Origin of the sequence: Streptomyces sp. NPDC050287, assembly GCF_044459385.1 — a bacterium.
In the GTDB taxonomy this organism is placed as follows: domain Bacteria; phylum Actinomycetota; class Actinomycetes; order Streptomycetales; family Streptomycetaceae; genus Streptomyces.
In genome coordinates, this window is record NZ_JBITIY010000006.1 from 403,620 (window position 1) to 425,269 (window position 21,650).

Consider the following 21,650-nt stretch of genomic DNA (forward strand, 5'->3'; position numbering starts at 1 on the left):
CCCCACGAACGTCCGCCACAACTCCGCGTACCGCCCACCCCGGACCAGCAGTTCCTCGTGCGTACCGTCCTCCGCGACCCGGCCCCGGGCCGAACCTCCCGATGTCGCCCTCGCACCGCTCGGCCCCGGAGGGCCTCCCGGGCTTCGGAACGACCGGCCGGACTCCGCCCGGCGCCTGGTACCGGCGCCAGCCACCACACCGTCAACACCGGGCAACGACCACACGGTCAGGCCGGAGCAGGCGCGTCCTCCCCCACGAACGTCCGCCACAACTCCGCGTACCGCCCACCCCGGACCAGCAGTTCCTCGTGCGTGCCGTCCTCCGCGACCCGGCCCCGGTCCATGACGACCACCCGGTCCGCGCGGGCCGCCGTGGTCAGGCGGTGGGCCACCACGAGGGTCGTGCGGCGGCCCGCGATGCGGTCGGTGGCCTGGTTGACCTGGGCCTCGGTGGCCAGGTCCAGGGCGGCCGTGGCCTCGTCGAGGAGGAGGATGTCCGGGTCGACCAGCTCCGCGCGGGCCAGTGCGATCAGCTGGCGCTGGCCGGCCGAGAGGTTGCGGCCGCGTTCGGCGACCTCGTGGAGGTAGCCGCCCTCCAGGGTGGCGATCATCTCGTGGGCGCCGACCGCGCGGGCAGCCGCCTCCACCTCGGCGTCGGTGGCGTCGGGGCGGCCGTAGGCGATGGCGTCGCGGACGGTGCCCTGGAAGAGGTACGGCTCCTGCGGGACGACCCCGAGCCGGTGGCGGTACGAGGTGAGGTCCAGTGCCCTGAGGTCCGTGCCGTCGACCGTGACGCGGCCGCCGGTCGGGTCGTAGAACCGGGCCACCAGCTTGACCAGGGTCGACTTGCCGGCGCCGGTCTCGCCGACGAAGGCGACCGTCTGCCCGGCGGGGATGCGCAGGTCGACGCCGCCGAGGGCCTCCTCGGGTTCGTCGGTGGAGCCGTAGGCGAAGTGGACGTCCTCGAAGGCGATCTCGCCCCGCAGGGACAGCACGTCGAGCGGCTCGTCGGCGGCCTTCGTGGACGTCGGTTCCTGGAGCAGCTCCTGGATGCGGCCCAGCGAGACGGTCGCCTGCTGGTAGCCGTCGAAGACCTGGGAGAGCTGCTGGACGGGGGCGAAGAACAGGTCGATGTAGAGCAGGTACGCGACCAGGGCGCCCGTCGTGAGGGTGGCCGCGTCGATCCGGCCCGCGCCCGCGATCAGTACACCGGCCGCGGCCACCGACGACAGCAGCTGTACGAAGGGGAAGTAGATGGAGATCAGCCACTGACCCCGGATACGCGCCTGCCGGTAGCTGTCGCTGCGTTCGGCGAACCGTGCCCCGCCGTCCCGCTCACGCCGGAAGGCCTGCACGATCCTGAGACCCGACACCGACTCCTGGAGGTCGGCGTTGACCACCGACACCCGCTCCCGGGCCAGTTCGTACGCCTTCACGCTGGCCCGGCGGAAGAAGAACGTGGCGACGATCAGCGGCGGCAGGGTCGCGAACACGACGAGCGCGAGCTGTAGGTCGATCACCAGCAGGGCGCCCATGATGCCGAAGAAGGTGACGACCGAGACGAAGGCCGTGACCAGGCCCGTCTGGAGGAACGTCGACAGCGCGTCGACGTCCGTCGTCATCCGGGTCATGATCCGGCCGGTCAACTCCCGCTCGTAGTAGTCCAGTCCGAGCCGCTGGAGCTGGGCGAAGATCTTCAGGCGCAGGGCGTACAGGACCCGTTCGCCGGTACGGCCGGTCATCCGGATCTCGCCGACCTGCGCCGCCCACTGCACGCCGACGGCGACCAGGGCGAGCAGGGAGGCGGACCAGATCGCGCCGAGCGCCATCTCGTTGACACCGTCGTCGATGCCGTGCCGGATCATCACCGGGAGCAGCAGACCCATCCCGGCGTCCACGGCGACCAGGGCGAGGCTCACGAGCAGCGGCAGGCCGAAGCCCCGCAGCAGCCTGCGCAGGCCGTACGACTCCTCGGCGGCGACCGCCCTTGCCTCGTCGACGCCCGGGGTGTCCGTCGCCGGGGGCAGCGCCTCGACCTGGGCTAGGAGTTCGGGGGTGGCCGGAGTGCCGTCCATCGCGATGTCCCGCCGCTCGCGCTCCCCCGCCCAGAGCCGGGGCGTGATGCCGCTCTCGGCGTCGAACTCGGCGTCCAGTTCGTCACGTACGGACGTGTCCTCGGCGGGGGCGGCGGGCAGGGCGTGGCCCGGGGAGACGCCGCCGAGTTCGTCCGGGTCGGTGAGCAGGCGGCGGTAGAGGGGGGAACGCTGCTGGAGTTCGTCGTGGGTGCCGATGTCGGCGAGCCGGCCGGCGTCGAGGACGGCGATGCGGTCGGCGAGGTTGAGGGTGGAGCGGCGGTGGGCGATGAGGAGCGTGGTGCGGCCCCGCATGACCTGCTGAAGAGCCTCGTGGATCTCGTGCTCGACACGGGCGTCCACGGCGGAGGTGGCGTCGTCCAGGACCAGCAGGCGCGGGTCGGTGAGGATCGCGCGGGCGAGCGCGACGCGCTGCCGCTGGCCGCCGGAGAGGGTGAGGCCGTGCTCGCCGACCGTGGTGTCGTATCCCTCGGGGAGTTCCCTGATGAAACGGTCGGCCTGGGCGGCGCGGGCAGCGGCCTCGATCTCCTCCTGGGTCGCGTCCGGGCGGCCGTACGCGATGTTGTTGCGGACCGTGTCGGAGAAGAGGAAGGAGTCCTCGGGGACCAGCCCGATCGCGGCCCGCAGCGAGTCGAGGGTGAGCTCGCGGACGTCGTGCCCGCCGATGAGGACGGCACCGTGGGTGACGTCGTAGAAGCGCGGGAGCAGGAGGGAGACGGTGGACTTGCCGGAGCCTGAGGAGCCGACGACCGCGAGGGTCTCGCCGGGGTGGATCTCGAAGCTGAGCCCGTCGAGGACGGGGCCGGCGGTGCCGTCGTAGCCGAAGGAGACGTCGTCGAACTCGACGGTGGCCGGGGCGTCGGCGGGAAGCTGTTTCGTCCCCTCCTGGATCGACGGCTCGGTGTCGATCAGCTCCAGCACGCGCTCGGTGCCCGCGCGGGCCTGCTGGCCGACCGTGAGGACCATCGCGAGCATCCGCACCGGGCCGACGAGCTGGGCGAGGTAGGTGGAAAAGGCGACGAACGTGCCGAGCGTGATGTGCCCGCGCACCGCGAGCCAGCCGCCGAGCGCGAGCATCGCGACCTGGCCGAGAGCGGGGACGGCCTGCAGAGCGGGGGTGTACCGGGAGTTGAAGCGGATGGTGCGGAGCCGGCCGGCGAACAGACGGCGGCCCACCTCGCGCAGCTTGCCCGTCTCCTGGTCCTCCTGCCCGAAGCCCTTCACCACGCGTACGCCGCTGACGGCGCCGTCGACCACGCCCGCGACGGCGGCGGCCTGGGCCTGGGCGTACCAGGTGGCGGGGTGCAGCCTGGTGCGGGAGCGCTTCGCGATCCACCACAGGGCGGGCGCGACGGCCAGGGCGACCAGGGTGAGCGGCACGGACAGCCACGCCATGACCACGAGGGAGATCAGGAAGAGAGCGAAGTTCCCGATGGTCATCGGGAGCATGAAGAGCAGGCCCTGGATCAGCTGGAGGTCGCTGGTGGCCCGGCCGACGACCTGGCCGGTGGACAGCTCGTCCTGCCGGCGGCCGTCGAGGCGGGTGATCGTCCCGAACATCTCCGTGCGCAGGTCGTGCTGGACGTCCAGGGCGAGACGTCCGCCGTAGTAGCGGCGGACGTAGGTGAGCAGATAGACGATGACGGCCGCGCCGATCAGCGCGCCGGCCCAGGGAGCCATGTCCCGGCTGTGGTCGCCGATCACGTCGTCGATGATCACCTTGGTGATCAGGGGGACGACGGCCAGCACGGCCATCCCGGCCAGGCTCGACCCGAGGGCCAGGACGACATCCTGGGGGTGGCGCCACGCGTAACCGGCCAGCCTGCGAGCCCAGCCCTGTTCGTCCCCCTGGTGCGCTGCCACGCGGTGTCCTCCTTCAGACCTGATCTTCCGGAAGACACCAACACCGGATGAAGCGGATTTCATCCCTCCGCAACAACTCGCGGGCGAGGGCGCGACCGTCCGCTCGCGGGCACGTCAGACACGTACGCGCAGGTAGTAGAACCGCGTCGTCTGTACCGCGTTCTGGTTGTCGTCGCTCACCAGGACAACTTTCAGGCGCCCCTCGGTGTGTCCCGTGATCACCATGCCCTCGATGTTGTCCAGCAGCGGGTTCGGCTGGGGCTGCTTGGCCGTGGCGCCGAGGGACGGGCAGTCGGCGATGTCGGCGAGCAGGGTCTTCTTGATCGGGCGGACGCCCGTCTGTCCCGTGAGGTTCTCGACGCCGCTGGTGTCCGTGGCGTGGTGGGGGTCGGCGAGGTAGAGGCGGACCGTGTTGCCGACGCCGGAGGCGAAGCCGCGTTCCAGGACGAGGAGGCGGCCGTCGGGGGTGGCCTGGACCTCGGGGACGCCGAGGCCGGCGTCGACGGGGTAGGCGTACTGGGCGCCGAGCGTGAAGCGCCCGCCCTTTGTCCGCTGCCAGGTCTGGAAGCGCACGAGGGTCGAGCTGTCGCCGGTCAGGGCGTACTCCATGGACGCGAGGAGGGTACGGCCGCCGGGGAGCAGGGTCAGACCCTCGAAGGTGCCGTTGGAGACGGCACGGCCGGCCGGGGCGACCTGGAGGGAGGGCTGGACGGGGAGCCGGTCGAGGATCCTGCCGTCGCGGGAGTAGCGGCGGATCGAGGGCTCGGTCTCGGACGTGACCAGCCGGGTGCCGTCACGGTCGATCGCCAGACCCTCGGAGTCGAGTGCGGCGCCGTTCTCGTCGGCGAGGGGGACCACTCGGCGCGGCTGAAGGGTCCTCGCGTCCAGGCCGAAGAGGGAGGAGCGGTCGGACAGGGCGGCGAGCGAGCCGTCCGGGTCCGGCGCGAGGGCGGAGAGGTTGCCGACGAAGGTGCCGTCGAACGTCGTCTTGTCGAGCGCGTCGGAGAAGCGGTCGATGGAGACGGACGGCGAACAGGCGTGGTTCTCCTGGGCGTTCGCGGGACCGGCGGCGGTCAGACAGGCGGCCGCCGCCAGGGCCGCGGTGGTCGTGGCGAGTACGGTTCGCAAGCGCATGGAGGCCACCGTAGGGCGGCCCGGTGACGCACGGGAGGCCACCTCATGACGGGTCAGCTCGCGGCCAGGTCCCGGTGGACGGCCTTGGCGACGCCCTGGATGGTCGTGATGCCGTAGCTCATGGTGCTGTTACCCTGCGTGAGCACCGTGATCATGTAGTCGTGGCCGTTGCCCTTGAACGCGCCGATGCTGTGCACGCGCCAGCCGTTGGTGGCCCGTTCCAGCCAGCCGTTCTTGAGGGCCACGGTGACCCCGGACGGCACTCCGTACGGCGTTCCCCAGCGCTGCGAGGAGATGACCTGGCTCATCAGCTTGAGGATGTACGCGCGGGAGTTGTCGCTCAGGACGGTGTTCTTGGCGGTGATCAGCTTGAGGAGCTTCTGCTCGTCGGTGACGGTGATCTGGGTCAGGCCCCAGTAGCCGTTCGCGCCGGGCTTGGTCTGGGTCATGCCGGCCGCGGTGAGGAAGCCCTTGATCTTGGTCATGCCCAGCTGCTTCCACAGCTTGCTGGTCGCGGTGTTGTCCGACTTGGTGATCATGGCCTTGGCGAGGGAGGCCTCGGTGTCGGTCAGGTACCGGTTGTGCTTCTTCGCGTCCCACAGCAGCGTGGCGAGGACGGTGACCTTGACGACGCTGGCCGAGTCGAAGGCGGTGGAGGCGCGCAGGGTGCAGGTGGTCTTCGTCGGGCGGTCGTAGACGCCGACCGCGATGGTGCCCCTGCGGTTCGCGAGGGCGGCGGTGATGTCCCTCTTCAGCTTGTCGGCGAGGCCCGCCCTGGCGGACGTACAGCTGACGGTCGGGGTGGCGGCGGCGGCGGGCGCGGCGGCGGCCACGACGGGTATGAGCGCGCCGACGGCCAGGCCGGCCGCAAGGAGTCTCGTACGGCGTGAAGTCCTCGTACTGCGTGAAGTCACAGAAGTCATGCACCACTTGACTCACACGTCCAGGGGAAAGGTTGTACGAATCGGGAGCATCTTCTTGGACTCTTCACGCACCGGCACCGCATTGCCCGACTTGCCGGGTTCCGTCATCCGATCGACATGCCGCATTCATTTACACGGCCGCATGTCCATGTCACAGTCCCGTTGCCGCCTTCAATCAACCCGCGTAGATGGGACCCCCACATGCTGGCGACACCACGAATACGCCGCTGGAAGCCGGTGGCGCTGGCCACCGCCGCCGTCCTGGCCGGCCTCACCGCGTCCACCCTGACCGCGACCCCGGCCGCGGCGACGACGACCGCGTACGACACGACGTACTACAAGAACGCGGTCGGCAAGACGGGCACCAGCCTCAAGTCCTCCCTGCACACCATCATCAGCAGCCAGACGAAGATCTCGTACTCCGCGGTCTGGAACGCCCTCAAGGTCACCGACCAGGACCCGAACAACAGCAACAACGTGATCCTGCTGTACAGCGGGGTCTCCCGCAGCAAGTCCCTCAACGGCGGTGACGTCGGCGACTGGAACCGTGAACACGTGTGGGCCAAGTCCCACGGCGACTTCGGCGAGGTGACCGGTCCCGGCACCGACCTGCACCACCTGCGTCCGGCGGACGTCCAGGTCAACTCCATCCGCGGAAACCTGGACTTCGACAACGGCGGCAGCACGGTCACGAACGGCGGCGGCAGCCTCGTCGACTCCGACTCCTTCCAGCCGCGCGCCGCGGACAAGGGCGATGTGGCCCGCATGATCCTCTACATGGCCGTGCGCTACGAGGGTGACGACGGCTTCGCGGACCTGGAGCCCAACGAGAAGGTCGGCAACGGCAGCAACCCGTACATCGGCAAGCTCTCCGTTCTCAAGGCATGGAACGAGGCCGACCCGCCGAGCGCCTTCGAGGAGAAGCGCAACCAGGTCATCTACGACACCTACCAGCACAACCGCAACCCGTTCATCGACCATCCGGAGTGGGTCGAGGCGATCTGGTAGGAAACGGCACCACGGCGCGGAGCAGGGTCCTCGGGCAGTTTCCGGAGGGCCCTGCGGTGCGTACCGCTCACCCCACACGCGAGCGCGCCGCTGCCGTCAGTCTCATTCGAGGTGCGTCGGAGCGAACATCCGCAAGGTCGCGGGCAGCACGATCACGGACGGGCCCGGTTCGGTGAGCGACTTAGCCAAGTCGTCGCGGAACGTCCGCGGAGTCGTACGCGTCGCCGGTACGCCGAACGACTCGGCCAGGGCCACGAAGTCCGGTCGGGTGAGTTCGGTGGCCGTGGCCTGGCCGAAGGTGTCCGTCATGTACTCGCGCAGGATGCCGTAGCCGCCGTCGTCCACGATCAGCCAGGTGACCGACAGGTCGTACTGCTTCACCGTCGCCAGTTCGGCGATCGAGTACATCGCACCGCCGTCTCCGGACACCGCCAGGACCGGCTTGGTGGGGTCCGCGACCGCCGCGCCGATGGCGGCCGGAAATCCGTAGCCGAGACCTCCGGCGCCCTGGGCCGAATGCATGGTGTTGGGCTGCCTGGCGTCGAACGCGGACCATGCCCAATAGCTGAGGATGGTCATGTCCCAGAAGCTCGGTGCGTCGTCCGGCAGCGCTTCCCGCACATCGGCGAGCAGCTGCTGCTCCAGGGTCAGTTCCTGAGCGGCGATGCGCTCGCGCACCTGCCCGAGGAGGTCCCGTACCCGCTCCGGCGCGGAAGGGTCCGAGCGCTCCGACACCGTCTCCAGCAGCGCCTGCAAAGCCAGGCGCGCGTCCGCGTGGATGCCGAGGGCCGGGTGGTTGGACTCCAGTTTGCCGAGGTCCGCCTCGATCTGGATGACCCGGCCTCGCGGCTTGAAGGTGTGGTAGTTGGAGGAGAGTTCGCCGAGGCCCGAGCCGACGACGAGGAGTACGTCCGCGTCCTGAAGGAAGTCCGTCGTGTGGCGGTCCTCCAGCCAGGACCGCAACGACAACGGGTGCGTCCAGGGGAACGCGCCCTTGCCGCCGGGAGTGGTGACCACAGGGGCGTTCAGCTTCTCGGCGAGCCGGCGGAGCTTGCCCGACGCGTCGGCCCGTACCACTCCCCCGCCCGCGATGATCGCCGGGCGGGAGGCGTGGGACAGCAGGTCGGCCGCCAGCGCCGTCAGTTCGGGGCGCGGCGGCAGCTCCTCGGGGAAGGCGTCGCCCCCGGTCACCACCGGGACGGGTGTCGGAGCCAGCAGGACGTCCTGCGGGATCTCCACCCATACCGGGCCGTGCGGAACCGTCAGCGCCGACTTCCACGCCTCCGCGATCGCGGACGGGATCTGGGACTGGGTGCGGACGGTGTGGACGGACTTCACCACGCCCCGGAACGAGGCCGCCTGGTCCGGGAGTTCGTGCAGATAGCCGTGCCGGCCGCCGCCCAGGCCGGAGGTGGGGATCTGGCTGCTGATCGCCAGGACGGGCGCGGACGCGGCCGCCGCTTCCTGCAGGGCCGCCAACGACGTCAGCGCGCCCGGGCCCGTCGACAGCAGCAGCGGGGCCGCCTCGCCGGTGATCCGGCCGTACGCGTCCGCCGCGAAGCCCGCGTTGTTCTCCACCCGCAGGCCGATGAACCTGAGGTCCGAGCGGCGCAGGGCGTCGAACATCCCCAGCGCGTGCTGGCCGGGCAGGCCGAAGACGGTGGTCGCGCCGAGGCCGGCCAGCGTCTCCACGACCAGGTCTCCGCCGGTGCGGCCGGGGGGAGGGTTCAGCGCGGCCTTCGTCTGGGACGGCGTCGGACGGAGCACCAGGTCGTGGTCGTGGGTCACTTCGCGCGGGCCTCCGCAATCTGACGGGACATGATCGTGGTCAGTTCGTACGCCGTGTGGGACGCCGCCACCGAAGTGATCTCCGCGTGGTCGTACGCGGGGGCCACCTCGACGACGTCCGCCGACACCAGGGTGCACGATGCCAGACCGCGCAGGATCTCCAGCAGCTCACGGGAGGTCATGCCGCCCGCCTCGGGCGTGCCGGTGCCGGGGGCGTGCGCCGGGTCCAGGCAGTCGATGTCTATGGAGATGTAGAGGGGACGGTCGCCGATGCGCTGCCGCAGCTGGTCGGCGACCTCGTCGACGCCGCGCCTCATCACATCCGCCGAGGTGACGATGCCGAAGCCCAGCTTGGCGTCGTCGTCCAGGTCCTGCTTGCCGTACAGGGGGCCACGGGTGCCGACGTGGGACAGGGCGGAGGTGTCGAGGATGCCCTCCTCCACCGCCCGGCGGAACGGCGTGCCGTGCGTGTACTCCGCGCCGAAGTACGTGTCCCAGGTGTCGAGGTGGGCGTCGAAGTGCAGCAAGGCCACCGGGCCGTGCTTCTTCGCGACCGACCGCAGCAGCGGCAGCGCGATCGTGTGGTCGCCGCCCAGGGTCATCAGGCGGGCACCGGTGCCGAGCAGCTCGTCCGCCGCGGCCTCGATGGTCTCGACCGCCTCGTGGATGTCGAACGGGTTCACGGCTATGTCGCCGCCGTCGGCCACCTGGGCGAGGGCGAAGGGGGACGCCTCCTGCGCCGGGTTGTACGGGCGCAGCAGCCGGGACGCCTCGCGGATGGCGTTGCCGCCGAAGCGGGCGCCCGGCCGGTAGGAGACGCCCGAGTCGAACGGCACCCCCACCACGGCGACATCGGCCCGGCCGACCTCGTCGAGGCGCGGCAGCCGGGCGAAGGTCGCGGGACCGGCGTACCGCGGGATGCGCGACGAGTCGACGGGGCCGCGGGGCGGCTCGTTGCTGCTCATGGGGTCATGCCTTCTTTCCTGCGTTTCGTCGCGTATGAACTGCTTCTTCTGACGACTCTAGTGGGGCGCCGGAACCGGTTCGGACACACGTTCGGGAGCACCGCGGCCGGCCAGCCGCTCGCGCCAGGCCGTGAGGACGGCCGCGTCGGTGGGCCTGGTCGCCAGGGAGACGACGAGGTACGCGGCGAGGGAGGACAGGAGGCCGTAGTAGACGGGCTCGTTGGCGAGGATGCCGTAGCCCGCCATCAGGCCGATGACGGCGAGACCGCCGACGACGACGGAGGCGAGGGCGCCCTGCACGGTGCCGCGCTTCCACAGCAGTCCGCCGAGGATCGGCACGAGGAGGCCGCCGACGAGCAGGTTGTAGGCGACGGTCAGCGCCTCGACGACGTTGTTCAGCGCGATGGCGGTACAGATCACGACCACGCCCATGACGAGGATGAAGGCGCGGTTGCCCCTCACCTCGTCGTGGTCGTCGGCCGCGGTGTCCGTGGCGCCCCGCAGCCGCGACCAGATGTCGTTGTTGGCGACGGTCGCGCAGGCGATGAGCGCGCCGGAGGAGGTGGACATCACGGCGGCCAGGGCGGCGGCCAGCACCAACCCCCGTACGCCGACCGGGAGTTCGTCCTTCACGATGGTCGCGAAGGCGTCGTCCGCGTTGGGCAGCTTCGGGTAGAGGACCTTGGCCGCCGTGCCGATGACGGCGCCGGCGAGGGCGTAGACGAGGCAGTAGGTGCCCGCGACCGTGCCGCCCCACCTGGCGGTCCGGTCGCCGCGGGCGGTGAACACCCGCTGCCAGATGTCCTGGCCGATGAGCATGCCGAAGGTGTAGATGAGCACGTAGGTGAAGATCGTCTCGCCGCCGATGCCGAGCGGGTCGAAGTACTCGGTGGGCAGCTTCGCCCTCATCTCGCCGAAGCCGCCCGCCTTGACGACGGCGATCGGGAGGAGCAGGAGCAGGACGCCGATGGTCTTCACCACGAACTGCACCATGTCCGTCAGCGTGATCGACCACATCCCGCCGAGGGTCGAGTACGCGACGACGATCGAGCCGCCGAGGACGATCGCGGCGGTCCGGTTCATGTCGAAGAGGACGTCGAAGATGGTGGCGTACGCGATGGTCGACGTGACCGCGAGCATCAGGGTGTACGCCCACATGACCACGCCGGAGATGACGCCCGCCCGGCCGCCGTACCGCAGGTCCAGCATCTCGGAGACGGTGTAGACCTTCAGGCGGGCGATGCGTGCGGAGAAGAAGACGGAGAGGGCGAGCAGGCCGAGGCCGATGGTGAACACCATCCAGGCGCCGGACAGGCCGTACTGGTAGCCGAGGCCCACGCCGCCGATGGTGGACGCGCCCCCGAGGACGATCGCGGCCATGGTGCCGGAGTACATGACGGGTCCCAGGCGGCGCCCGGCCACCAGGAACTCGCTCTTCGACCTGGCGCGGCGCATCCCCCACCAGCCCATGGCCAGCATGCCGGCCAGATAGACGACGATGACTGCGTAGTCGACGGCCACAGGGCCCTCCTTCACTCGATGTCGCCGGCGGGTGACGAGCACCGACACTAGGTGGCCGGAAAGCGACTGCGAAGTGTACGTTTCATCCATTCGAGCCGAGCAGGATGGAAGGAACGTCCACCGTGTCGGATCCCGCCGTTCCGCCGACCCCGCCCGTGCCTCTCGCTGCTCTCCTGGCCCGCGAGGACCTGGCCCTGCGGCAGATCGCGGGGCCCCACGATCCGGACATCGTCGTCCACTGGGCCCACACATCGGAGATGGCGGACCCGTATCCGTATCTGCTCGGCGGTGAGCTGCTGCTGACGGCGGGCGTGCACATTCCGGAGGCGGCGGGGTCGGGCACCTACTTCGACGACTACGTCTCCCGGATCGTCGCGGCGGGCGGAGCGGCTCTCGGGTTCGGGGTGGCGCCGGTCCACGACACGGTGCCGCGGGCGCTGGTCGCGGCCTGCGAGGCGTACGAGCTGCCGCTGGTCGAGGTCCCGCCGCGGACCACGTTCTCGGGCGTGGCCCGCGCGGTCTGGCAGTTGATGGCCCAGGCCCGGCACACCGAACTGCGCCGCGTCACGGAGGCCCAGCAGAGTCTCGCCGCCGCGGCCTCCCGCCCCGACCCGGTCCCCTCGGTCCTGCGACAGCTCGCCCAGCGGGTGGGCGGCCGGGCGGTGCTGTACGGCCCGGAGGGGGCGGAGATCGCGGCGGCGGGGCGGGAGCCGGGGGGCCAGGTGCGGGAGGGGCCGGCGGGGCGGAACCCGGCGGGCGAGGAACGGGACACGCTGACGCGACGGCAACAGGCGGGCGGAGCGCGGGACGCGCCGGCGGGACGGCGACAGGCGGGCGAGGCGCGGGACACGCCGACAGGACGGGAACGGGCGGGCGAGACGGGGGACGCGCTGGTCAGGCTCGCACGGATCGTCACCAGCCGCTCCTCCGCGACCGCCACCGACACCACCCCCGCCGGTACCCATCTCGCCGCCTACGCCCTCGGCACCGGCCAGGGTTTCGTGCTCGGCGTCGCGGCGCCCCGGCGCGACCCCGCCCACCACACCATCGCGTCCGTCGCCGCCGTGCTGCTCTCCCTGCTCACCGGCGAGCACCAGAGCAGGACGGGAGCGGCCCGGTCCTCAGCGCTCGTACGGCTGCTGCTGGGGGCCGGTCCCGACGAGGTGGCACCCCTGCTGGGCGGGGAGCGGTGGGTCGTCGTGCACGCCCGGACCGAGGCGCCGGAGCCTCCCGACGGGGTGGCCGCTGCCGCGCTCGGGGCGGCGCTGGGCTCCCCGCTGGTCGACCTGGACCGGGACGTCGTACGGGTCCTGGTGCCGGCCGAGCACGAACCGGCCCCGCAGTCCGGCTGGACGCTCGGTGTCAGCGCGGTCGCCGGCCCGCACGAGTGGGCGCCCGCCGACACCCAGGCGGCCCGCGCCCTGGCCCGCGCCCTGGCCACCCGTGTCCCGCTGGTCCGGCACGCCGCCCGCCCGGCCCTCGCCGACCTGGTCCCCGGCCAGGAGGCCGAGGCGTACGCCCGTACGCTGCTCGCGCCGGTCGCGGCCACCCCGGCGCTCACCGAGACGCTGCGGACCTGGCTGTCGCTGCACGGCAGTTGGGACCGTACGGCGGTGGCGCTGGCCGTGCACCGCAACACCGTGCGGCAGCGGATCGCCCGGTGCGCGGCCCTGCTGGGGGCGGACCTGGACGACCCGGACGTACGGATGGAACTGTGGTTCGCGCTGCGGCACCTGTGATCGCGTGACGCGCGTCCCAGCGTGCGGGATGCCGAGTGATCCCTCCGCGATCTGCCTCACAATGGGAGGCATGCCGATACCCGGGACACCCAGCCGCGCCGAGCTCGTCGACCACCTTGTGAAGACCCGTATCGCGGGCGATGTCGCGACCCCTCGTGAGAACAACCTCTCCCACTACCGCCAGCTGGCGAACGGTGTCCGCAACTTCTGGCTCGGCCTGGAGCTCGGCGACCGGTGGACCGACGAGCAGGACGTGCTCGCGGTGATGGCGGAGCGGGTCGGAGTGAACGACGACCCCGAGTACCGGTACGGCCAGGACACCATCGACCCCGGTCTGACGGTGGCCGCGCTGGACCGGTTGGCGGGCCGGCTGCGCAAGGCGGCCGACGGCCGGCAGCGGGTCCTGTTCGCCACCGGCCACCCGGGCGGTCTGCTCGACGTGCACCGCGCCACGGCCGCCGCGCTGCGGGCCGCCGGCTGCGAGATCGTCGTGATCCCGGACGGGCTGCAGACGGACGAGGGGTACGTCATGCAGTTCGCGGACGTGGCGGTGCTGGAGCACGGCGCGACGCTGTGGCACACGCACTCCGGCGAGCCGATGAAGGCCATCCTGACCGCCCTGGAGAACGAGGGCCGCCCGCTGCCCGACCTGGTCGTCGCCGACCACGGCTGGGCGGGATACGCCGGGCAGCACGGCGTCGACTCCGTCGGCTACGCCGACTGCAACGACCCGGCGCTCTTCCTCGCCGAGGCGGAGGGCACCGTGCAGGTGACGGTCCCCCTCGACGACCATGTGGTCAGCCCGCGCCACTACGACCCGATGACGGCGTATCTGCTGGCGGAGGCGGGGCTGGTCTGACCGCTCAGCGTTCGGGAAGCGCCTCAGAGTCCGGTGAGCGCCTCAGCGTCTGGGGGCGCGGACCACGCCCTCCTGGATGACCGAGATGGCGAGCCGGCCGTCCTGGGTGTAGATCCGGGCCTGGCCCAGGCCGCGGCCGCCGTGGGCGGACGGCGACTCCTGGTCGTAGAGGAGCCATTCGTCGGCGCGGAAGGGGCGGTGGAACCACATGGCGTGGTCGAGCGAGGCTCCCACGAGGTCGCCCACCGCCCATCCCCCGCGTCCGTGCGCGAGCAGGACCGAGTCCAGCAGTGTCATGTCGGAGACGTAGGTGGCGAGGACGACGTGCAGCAGGGGTACGTCGACCGCGCCGCTGAGTTTGCCGTTGGTGCGGAACCACACCTGCGAGTGCGGTTCGCGGGGCTCGCCGAACTGTCCGTACGGCGGCTCCTCGGCGTAGCGCAGGTCGATCGCCCGGCGCGCGTCCAGGAACTTCTCGACGATCTCGGGGTCGAGGTGGTCGTAGCCGCGCAGCCGCTCCTCGGAGGTGGGCAGCGTGACGGGGTCCGGGGCGGGCGGCATGGGGGCCTGGTGGTCGAAGCCCTCCTCGTACTGCTGGAAGGAGGCGGACAGCGCGAAGATCGGCTGTCCGTGCTGGACCGCGAGGACCCGGCGCGCGGTGAAGGAGCGGCCGTCGTTCATCCGGTCGACCGTGTAGACGATGGGCGCGCCGGGGTCACCGGGGCGCAGGAAGTACGCGTGGAGGGAATGGGCGAGGCGGTCCTCGGGGACCGTCCGCCCGGCGGCGACGAGCGCCTGGGCCGCGACCTGTCCGCCGAAGACCCGAGGGACGACGGAGGACCGGGACCGGCCGCGGAAGATGTTCTCCTCGATCTGCTCGAGGTCGAGCAGATCGAGGAGATCGTCCAGTGCCTGACTCATACGGCTATTTCTACGGGCCGGTAATTTCCGGGGCCTTACAGGCCCATGTCCTTCGCGATGATCGTCTTCATGATCTCGCTGGTGCCGCCGTAGATGCGGTTGACGCGGTTGTCCGCGTACAGGCGGGCGATCGGGTACTCGTTCATGAAGCCGTAGCCGCCGTGCAGCTGGAGGCAGCGGTCGATCACGCGGTGGGCGACCTCGGTGCAGAACAGCTTGGCGCTGGCGGCCTCGGCGGGGGTCAGCTCGCCGGCGTCCAGGGCCTCGAGGGCGCGGTCCGCGACGGCCTCGGCGGCGTCCACCTCTGCCTGGCAGGCGGCCAGTTCGAACTTGGTGTTCTGGAAGGAGGCGACGGGCTTGCCGAAGACCGTGCGGTCCTGCACGTACTCCTTGGCGAACCGGACGGCGGCCTTGGCCTGGGCGTAGGCGCCGAAGGCGATGCCCCAGCGCTCGGAGGCCAGGTTGTGGCCGAGGTAGTAGAAGCCCTTGTTCTCCTCGCCGAGGAGGTCCTCGGCGGGGACCTTGACGTCGACGAACGCCAGCTCGGCGGTGTCGGAGGTCTTCAAGCCGAGCTTGTCGAGCTTGCGGCCTATGGAGTAGCCCTCGGACTTGGTGTCCACGGCGAACAGGGAGATGCCGTGGCGGCGGTCCTCGGCGGTGGGCGCCGAGGTGCGGGCGCAGACGATCACGCGGTCGGCGTGGACGCCGCCGGTGATGAAGGTCTTGGAGCCGTTGAGGACGTAGTGCGTGCCGTCCTCGGAGAGCTTGGCGGTGGTCTTCATGCCCGCGAGGTCGGAGCCGGTGCCCGGCTCGGTCATCGCGAGGGCCCACATCTCCTCACCGGAGACGAACTTCGGCAGGAAGCGCTTCTTCTGCTCGTCGGTGGCGAGCATCTTGATGTACGGCAGGCCGAGCAGCACGTGCACCCCGGAGCCGCCGAACTGGACACCCGCGCGCGCGGTCTCCTCGTACATCACGGCTTCGAACTTGTACGAGTCGATGCCGGCGCCGCCGTACTCCTCGTCGACGCGGATCCCGAAGACGCCGAGTTCGGCGAGCTTGTAGTAGAAGTCGCGCGGTGCCTGGCCCGCGGCGAACCACTCGTCGTAGACGGGGACGACCTCGGCCTCGATGAAGTCCCGGAGGGTCTCCCGGAACGCCTCGTGATCCTCGTTGAACACCGTACGGCGCACCGCCGCACCTCCTTGCGCCTAAGCCGGCGCCGCTCTCGCGAATGTGGTCGCTCGCCGTCGGGGTTCCTCAACTGATGGTTGAGGTCACAACGGCTAAGCGCTTGCTCACTCAAGGTACCGGCGAGTAGGGAGGCGCGTCCAGGTAACGCTCATCACGTACGGCCGCTCGATGCGCGCGCGAGGCTTGTGCCTCTGGGCTTGTGCCGCAGGGCCTGTCACTCCGCCGCCGCGAACGCGCCCCGCGCCATCCGGTGCAGCAGCTCCGCCGTGGCCACCCGCCCCGGCAAGGACCCCGCCCTCCCCAGGTGTGGGGTGGAGTTCAGCAGCCCGAACACCGAGTGGACGGCGGAGCGCGCCGTCGGCTCGGAGAGCCCCGGGTACACCTCGCGCACGACCCCGACCCACAGCTCGACGTACTGCCTCTGCAGCTGTCGTACCAGCTTGCGGTCCGTGTCCCGGAGGCGGTCCAGCTCACGATCGTGCAGTGTGATCAGCGGGCGGTCGTCGAGGGCGAAGTCGATGTGGCCCTCGATGAGGGAGTCGAGGACCGCGTCGCCGGGCACCCCGTCGGCTTCCTGGACGCGCCGCTTGGCGCCTGTCAGCAGCTGGCCGCTGATACCCACCAGCAGTTCGGCGAGCATCGCGTCCTTGCCCGTGAAGTGGCGGTAGAGACCGGGGCCGCTGATCCCGACGGCGGCCCCTATCTCGTCCACACCGACGCCGTGGAAGCCGCGTTCGGCGAAGAGCCGCGCGGCCTCCTTGAGGATCTGCTCGCGGCGGGTGGGAGCGTCGGTTCTGGTGGCCATGGAAGCAATTCTAGACAGAGCGGTTAGCGGTCGTTAACCTGAAGGAGATGGTTAACGCTCATTAACAAGCCGAGGGGACCTGAGGATGCAGGAGGCAGCAGTGCTGACGAGCGCGGCGGATCCCGCGTCGGAAGCCTGGCGCGCCAACGAGAAGGCGCATCTCGCACTCGTCGGGGAGCTGCGCGGCAAGCTCGCCGCGGCCCGGCTCGGCGGGGGCGAGAAGGCCCGGGCCCGGCACACCGCGCGCGGGAAGCTGCTGCCGCGCGACCGGGTCGACACGCTCCTCGATCCCGGCTCGCCCTTCCTGGAGCTGGCCCCTCTCGCCGCCGACGGGATGTACGAGGGGCAGGCCCCGGCCGCCGGGGTCATCGCCGGGATCGGCCGGGTCAGCGGACGCGAGTGCGTGATCGTCGCCAATGACGCCACCGTCAAGGGCGGGACGTACTACCCGATGACGGTGAAGAAGCATCTGCGCGCGCAGGAGGTGGCCCTGGAGAACCGCCTGCCCTGCGTCTACCTCGTCGACTCCGGCGGCGCCTTCCTGCCCCTGCAGGACGAGGTCTTCCCGGACCGTGAGCACTTCGGGCGGATCTTCTACAACCAGGCCCGGATGTCGGGGGCGGGGATCCCGCAGATCGCCGCGGTCCTCGGGTCGTGCACCGCCGGCGGGGCGTACGTCCCGGCGATGAGCGACGAGGCCGTCATCGTGCGGAACCAGGGGACGATCTTCCTCGGGGGTCCGCCTCTCGTGAAGGCCGCCACCGGGGAGGTCGTCACCGCGGAGGAGCTGGGCGGCGGCGAGGTGCACTCCCGGATCTCCGGCGTCACCGACCACCTCGCCGAGGACGACGCCCACGCCCTGCGCATCGTGCGGAACATCGCCGCCACCCTCCGCGCGCGCGGGCCCCTCCCCTGGGAGGTCCGGCCCGCCGTCGAGCCGAAGCTCGACCCGTACGGGCTGTACGGCGCCGTGCCCGTCGACTCCCGCACCCCGTACGACGTGCGCGAGATCATCGCGCGCGTGGTCGACGGTTCCCGTCTCGCCGAGTTCAAGGCCGAGTTCGGGCAGACCCTGGTCACCGGCTTCGCCCGGATCCAGGGCCACCCCGTCGGGATCGTCGCCAACAACGGCATCCTGTTCTCCGAGTCCGCCCAGAAGGGCGCCCACTTCATCGAGCTGTGCGACCAGCGCGGGATCCCGCTGGTGTTCCTGCAGAACATCTCCGGCTTCATGGTCGGCAAGCAGTACGAGGCCGGCGGTATCGCCAAGCACGGCGCCAAGATGGTGACCGCGGTGGCGTGCACGCGCGTGCCCAAGCTGACCGTCGTGGTCGGCGGGTCGTACGGCGCCGGGAACTACTCCATGTGCGGGCGGGCGTACTCGCCCCGCTTCCTGTGGATGTGGCCCAACGCCAAGATCTCCGTCATGGGCGGCGAGCAGGCCGCCTCCGTCCTCGCGACCGTCAAGCGGGACCAGTCTCAGGCCCGGGGGGAGGACTGGCCCGCCGAGGAGGAAGAGGCGTTCAAGGCGCCGATCCGCGCGCAGTACGAACGTCAGGGCAACGCCTACTACGCCACCGCCCGGCTCTGGGACGACGGGGTCATCGACCCGCTCGACACCCGGCAGGTGCTGGGCCTGGCTCTGACCGCGTGCGCCAACGCGCCCCTGGGTGACCCCCAGTTCGGCGTCTTCCGGATGTGAGGGACCTGACGACGATGTTCGACACAGTGCTTGTGGCCAACCGGGGCGAGATCGCCGTCCGCGTCATCCGTACGCTGCGCTCGCTGGGCGTGCGCTCGGTGGCCGTCTTCTCCGACGCGGACGCCGACGCCCGGCACGTCCGGGAGGCCGACACCGCCGTGCGGCTCGGCCCGGCGCCCGCCGCCGAGAGCTATCTGTCCGTCGAGCGGCTCCTGGAGGCGGCGGCCCGCACCGGCGCCCAGGCCGTCCACCCGGGATACGGCTTCCTGGCGGAGAACGCCGGCTTCGCGCGGGCGTGCGCCGACGCCGGGCTGGTCTTCATCGGGCCGCCCGCGGACGCCATCGCCCTCATGGGGGACAAGATCCGCGCCAAGGAGACGGTGCGGGCGGCCGGGGTGCCGGTCGTCCCCGGGTCCAGCGGCAGCGGACTGAGCGATGCCCAACTCGCCGACTCCGCCCAGGAGATCGGTATGCCGGTGCTGCTGAAGCCCTCCGCCGGCGGGGGCGGCAAGGGCATGCGGCTGGTGCGCGAGGCGGCCCTGCTCGCCGACGAGATCGCCGCCGCGCGCCGCGAGGCCCGCGCCTCCTTCGGGGACGACACCCTGCTCGTCGAACGGTGGGTCGACCGGCCCCGGCACATCGAGATCCAGGTCCTGGCCGACGGCCACGGCCGGGTGATCCACCTGGGCGAGCGCGAGTGCTCCCTCCAGCGCCGCCACCAGAAGCTCATCGAGGAGGCGCCCTCCGTCCTCCTGGACGACAGGACCCGGGCGGCGATGGGCGAGGCGGCCGTCCAGGCGGCCCGTTCCTGCGGCTACCGGGGCGCGGGCACGGTGGAGTTCATCGTCCCCGGCGAGGACCCGTCGTCGTACTACTTCATGGAGATGAACACCCGCCTCCAGGTGGAGCACCCGGTCACCGAGCTGATCACCGGGCTGGACCTGGTGGAGTGGCAGCTGCGGGTGGCGGCCGGCGAACCCCTGCCCTTCGGACAGGACGACATCGCCCTCACCGGCCACGCGATCGAGGCCCGCGTCTGCGCCGAGACGGTGTCGGTCAAAGAGGGCACGCGCGGGTTCCTCCCCTCCGGCGGCACGGTCCTGAAACTCCACGAACCCCAGGGCGACGGCGTCCGCACCGACTCCGGGCTCAGCGAGGGCACCGAGGTCGGCAGCCTGTACGACCCGATGCTGTCCAAGGTGATCGCGTACGGGCCCGACCGGGCCACCGCGCTCAGGAAACTCCGGGCCGCCCTGGCGGAGACGGTCACGCTGGGCGTGCCGACGAACGCCGGATTCCTGCGGCGGCTGCTCGCCCATCCGGCGGTCGTGGCGGGCGAGTTGGACACCGGGCTGGTGGAGCGGGAGGTCGAGGGACTGGTACCGGCCGAGGTCCCGCAGGAGGTGTACGCGGCGGCAGCGCTGCTGCGCCAGGCCGCCCTCGGCGCGGCGGGGCCCGGCTGGGTGGATCCGTTCTCCGTCGCCGATGGCTGGCGTCTGGGCGGCGAGCGGGCCTGGACGTCTCACCACCTCCAGGTGGCGGGGCACGAGCCGCGCACCGTCCGGGTGCGCGGCACGGCGGACGGCGGGGCCGAGGTACTCGCCGACGGCGCGCGGACACCGCTCCGGGCACACGCCGGGCCGCCCCCGGGAACGGACAGCGACTCCCGGTCCCGGTTCACCCTCCACCTCGACGGCATCGCCCACACCTTCGCCGCCCTGCCGGGAGGCACCTGGCTGGGCCGCGACGGCGACGCCTGGCAGGTGCGCGACCACGACCCGGTCGCCGCGTCCCTCACGGGCGCGGCCCATGCGGGCGCCGACTCGCTCACCGCACCGATGCCCGGCACGGTCACCGTCGTGAAGGTCGCCGTCGGCGACGAGGTCACCGCGGGCCAGAGCCTGCTGGTCGTCGAGGCGATGAAGATGGAGCACGTCATCTCCGCCCCGCACGCCGGCACGGTCGCCGAACTGGACGTCGTGCCGGGGGCGACGGTCGCCATGGACCAGGTGCTGGCGGTCATCGCGCCCGCGGAGACCGGCAGCTCGGGTACCGGCAGCTCGGATACCGCCACCGCGGATACCGCCCTCGGGGGTACCGCCACCGCGGGTACCGCCACCTCCGAGACCACCCCCTTCGAGACCACCCCCTTCGAGTCCGCCCCCGTCGAGGAGAAGACGCCATGAGCACTCCCGAACTGGGCCTCCCCATGGTCGTACCGGCCCCGGGCCTGCCCGCCCGTGTCCGGATCCACGAGGTGGGCGCACGCGACGGCCTGCAGAACGAGAAGACGGCCGTCCCGACGGAGATCAAGGCGGCGTTCATCCGCCGCCTCGCCGGAGCCGGCCTGACGACGATCGAGGCGACCAGCTTCGTGCACCCCAAGTGGGTGCCCCAACTCGCCGACGCCGAGCAGCTGTTCCCGCTGATCGACGATCTCCCCGTCGACCTCCCGGTCCTCGTCCCGAACGAACGCGGACTGGACCGGGCCCTGATTTTCGGCAGCCGCCGGGTCGCCGTGTTCGCCAGCGCCACCGAGTCCTTCGCCAAGGCGAACCTCAACCGCACGGTCGACGAGGCGCTGGCGATGTTCGAGCCGGTGGTGACCCGGGCGAAGGCGGAGGGCGTGCACGTGCGCGGCTATCTGTCCATGTGCTTCGGCGACCCGTGGGAGGGCCCGGTGCCGATCCCGCAGGTCGTCCGGGTCTGCCGGGCCCTGCTCGACATGGGCTGCGACGAGCTCAGCCTCGGCGACACGATCGGGGTTGCCACGCCCGGCCATGTGCTCGCCCTCCTCACCGCGCTCACCGAAGCGCGGGTCCCCACCGAGGTGCTGGGCGTGCACTTCCACGACACCTACGGCCAGGCGCTCGCCAACACCCTGGCCGCGCTCCAGTACGGCGTCACCACCGTCGACGCCTCCGCGGGCGGCCTCGGCGGCTGCCCGTACGCCAAGTCCGCCACCGGCAACCTCGCCACCGAGGACCTCGTGTGGATGCTTCAGGGTCTCGGCATCGACACCGGAGTCGACCTCGGCCGTCTCGTCGCCACCAGCGTGTGGATGGCCGCGCACCTGGGCCGGCCCAGCCCGTCCCGCACCGTCCGAGCCCTCTCCCCCCAGGAGCAGTGAACAAC

The 21,650-nt window shown here is 71.3% G+C and carries 15 protein-coding genes; 6 read left to right on the forward strand and 9 right to left on the reverse strand.

Going from position 1 to position 21,650, the window contains the following annotated elements:
• Positions 1-227: 227 nt before the first annotated feature.
• The 3 genes from ACIBK3_RS23790 to ACIBK3_RS23800 form a co-directional block, all read right to left on the reverse strand.
• A complete protein-coding gene (locus ACIBK3_RS23790) occupies positions 228-3,956 on the reverse strand; it encodes an ABC transporter ATP-binding protein (protein WP_399368459.1) in 3,729 nt (1,242 codons plus the stop codon).
• Between the two features lie 114 nt (positions 3,957-4,070).
• Positions 4,071-5,090, reverse strand: a complete 1,020-nt coding sequence (locus ACIBK3_RS23795; RefSeq protein WP_399368460.1) for an esterase-like activity of phytase family protein — start codon at positions 5,088-5,090, stop codon at positions 4,071-4,073.
• A gap of 53 nt (positions 5,091-5,143) precedes the next feature.
• Positions 5,144-6,004: a serine hydrolase gene (locus ACIBK3_RS23800; protein ID WP_399368462.1), complete on the reverse strand. Its 861-nt coding sequence runs from the start codon at positions 6,002-6,004 to the stop codon at positions 5,144-5,146.
• A 210-nt stretch (positions 6,005-6,214) separates the two neighbouring features.
• Here ACIBK3_RS23800 and ACIBK3_RS23805 point away from each other — a divergent pair, with 210 nt between their 5' ends.
• A complete protein-coding gene (locus tag ACIBK3_RS23805) occupies positions 6,215-7,021 on the forward strand; it encodes an endonuclease I family protein (protein ID WP_399368464.1) in 807 nt (268 codons plus the stop codon).
• A 102-nt stretch (positions 7,022-7,123) separates the two neighbouring features.
• Here ACIBK3_RS23805 and ACIBK3_RS23810 read toward each other — a convergent pair whose 3' ends face one another.
• Genes ACIBK3_RS23810 through ACIBK3_RS23820 form a run of 3 tightly spaced genes read right to left on the reverse strand, consistent with a single transcriptional unit; the run spans position 7,124 to position 11,295 of the window.
• Positions 7,124-8,809: a thiamine pyrophosphate-binding protein gene (locus ACIBK3_RS23810; RefSeq protein WP_399368466.1), complete on the reverse strand. Its 1,686-nt coding sequence runs from the start codon at positions 8,807-8,809 to the stop codon at positions 7,124-7,126.
• Positions 8,806-9,774: an agmatinase gene (gene speB, locus ACIBK3_RS23815; RefSeq protein WP_399368468.1), complete on the reverse strand. Its 969-nt coding sequence runs from the start codon at positions 9,772-9,774 to the stop codon at positions 8,806-8,808. The genes ACIBK3_RS23810 and speB overlap by 4 nt, the downstream gene beginning before the upstream one ends.
• A gap of 57 nt (positions 9,775-9,831) precedes the next feature.
• Positions 9,832-11,295, reverse strand: coding sequence for a sodium:solute symporter (locus tag ACIBK3_RS23820; RefSeq protein WP_399368469.1), 1,464 nt, complete (start codon positions 11,293-11,295; stop codon positions 9,832-9,834).
• Between the two features lie 104 nt (positions 11,296-11,399).
• Here ACIBK3_RS23820 and ACIBK3_RS23825 point away from each other — a divergent pair, with 104 nt between their 5' ends.
• Positions 11,400-13,034: a helix-turn-helix domain-containing protein gene (locus ACIBK3_RS23825; RefSeq protein WP_399368471.1), complete on the forward strand. Its 1,635-nt coding sequence runs from the start codon at positions 11,400-11,402 to the stop codon at positions 13,032-13,034.
• Between the two features lie 70 nt (positions 13,035-13,104).
• Entirely contained in the window at positions 13,105-13,893 is a 789-nt protein-coding gene (locus ACIBK3_RS23830) for a phosphatase (protein ID WP_399368473.1), read from the forward strand.
• Positions 13,894-13,935: 42 nt separating this feature from the next.
• On the opposite strand, the gene ACIBK3_RS23835 is transcribed toward ACIBK3_RS23830, so the two are convergent.
• The 3 genes from ACIBK3_RS23835 to ACIBK3_RS23845 form a co-directional block, all read right to left on the reverse strand.
• A complete protein-coding gene (locus ACIBK3_RS23835) occupies positions 13,936-14,814 on the reverse strand; it encodes an acyl-CoA thioesterase (RefSeq protein WP_399368475.1) in 879 nt (292 codons plus the stop codon).
• A 35-nt stretch (positions 14,815-14,849) separates the two neighbouring features.
• Complete coding sequence (locus ACIBK3_RS23840) at positions 14,850-16,007, reverse strand: acyl-CoA dehydrogenase family protein (protein WP_399368477.1); 1,158 nt, start codon at positions 16,005-16,007, stop codon at positions 14,850-14,852.
• Between the two features lie 215 nt (positions 16,008-16,222).
• Entirely contained in the window at positions 16,223-16,813 is a 591-nt protein-coding gene (locus tag ACIBK3_RS23845) for a TetR/AcrR family transcriptional regulator (RefSeq protein ID WP_399368478.1), read from the reverse strand.
• A gap of 85 nt (positions 16,814-16,898) precedes the next feature.
• Between ACIBK3_RS23845 and ACIBK3_RS23850 the strand changes: the two genes are divergently transcribed.
• Genes ACIBK3_RS23850 through ACIBK3_RS23860 form a run of 3 tightly spaced genes read left to right on the forward strand, consistent with a single transcriptional unit; the run spans position 16,899 to position 21,645 of the window.
• A complete protein-coding gene (locus ACIBK3_RS23850; RefSeq protein WP_399368480.1) occupies positions 16,899-18,515 on the forward strand; it encodes a carboxyl transferase domain-containing protein in 1,617 nt (538 codons plus the stop codon).
• A 14-nt stretch (positions 18,516-18,529) separates the two neighbouring features.
• Entirely contained in the window at positions 18,530-20,701 is a 2,172-nt protein-coding gene (locus ACIBK3_RS23855) for an acetyl/propionyl/methylcrotonyl-CoA carboxylase subunit alpha (RefSeq protein ID WP_399368482.1), read from the forward strand.
• On the forward strand, positions 20,698-21,645 hold the full coding sequence (locus tag ACIBK3_RS23860) for a hydroxymethylglutaryl-CoA lyase (RefSeq protein ID WP_399368484.1): 948 nt from the start codon (positions 20,698-20,700) through the stop codon (positions 21,643-21,645). Before ACIBK3_RS23855 ends, ACIBK3_RS23860 begins: the two co-directional genes overlap by 4 nt.
• Positions 21,646-21,650 lie beyond the last annotated feature (5 nt).

Excerpts from the sequence above, each read along its gene's own strand:
- ACIBK3_RS23795 (WP_399368460.1), bottom strand. The coding sequence starts at position 5,090 with ATGCGCTTGCGAACCGTACTCGCCACGACCACCGCGGCCCTGGCGGCG.
- ACIBK3_RS23805 (WP_399368464.1), top strand. The coding sequence starts at position 6,215 with ATGCTGGCGACACCACGAATACGCCGCTGGAAGCCGGTGGCGCTGGCC.
- speB (WP_399368468.1), bottom strand. The coding sequence starts at position 9,774 with ATGAGCAGCAACGAGCCGCCCCGCGGCCCCGTCGACTCGTCGCGCATC.
- ACIBK3_RS23825 (WP_399368471.1), top strand. The coding sequence starts at position 11,400 with ATGGAAGGAACGTCCACCGTGTCGGATCCCGCCGTTCCGCCGACCCCG.
- ACIBK3_RS23830 (WP_399368473.1), top strand. The coding sequence starts at position 13,105 with ATGCCGATACCCGGGACACCCAGCCGCGCCGAGCTCGTCGACCACCTT.
- ACIBK3_RS23835 (WP_399368475.1), bottom strand. The coding sequence starts at position 14,814 with ATGAGTCAGGCACTGGACGATCTCCTCGATCTGCTCGACCTCGAGCAG.
- ACIBK3_RS23845 (WP_399368478.1), bottom strand. The coding sequence starts at position 16,813 with ATGGCCACCAGAACCGACGCTCCCACCCGCCGCGAGCAGATCCTCAAG.
- ACIBK3_RS23850 (WP_399368480.1), top strand. The coding sequence starts at position 16,899 with ATGCAGGAGGCAGCAGTGCTGACGAGCGCGGCGGATCCCGCGTCGGAA.
- ACIBK3_RS23855 (WP_399368482.1), top strand. The coding sequence starts at position 18,530 with ATGTTCGACACAGTGCTTGTGGCCAACCGGGGCGAGATCGCCGTCCGC.
- ACIBK3_RS23860 (WP_399368484.1), top strand. The coding sequence starts at position 20,698 with ATGAGCACTCCCGAACTGGGCCTCCCCATGGTCGTACCGGCCCCGGGC.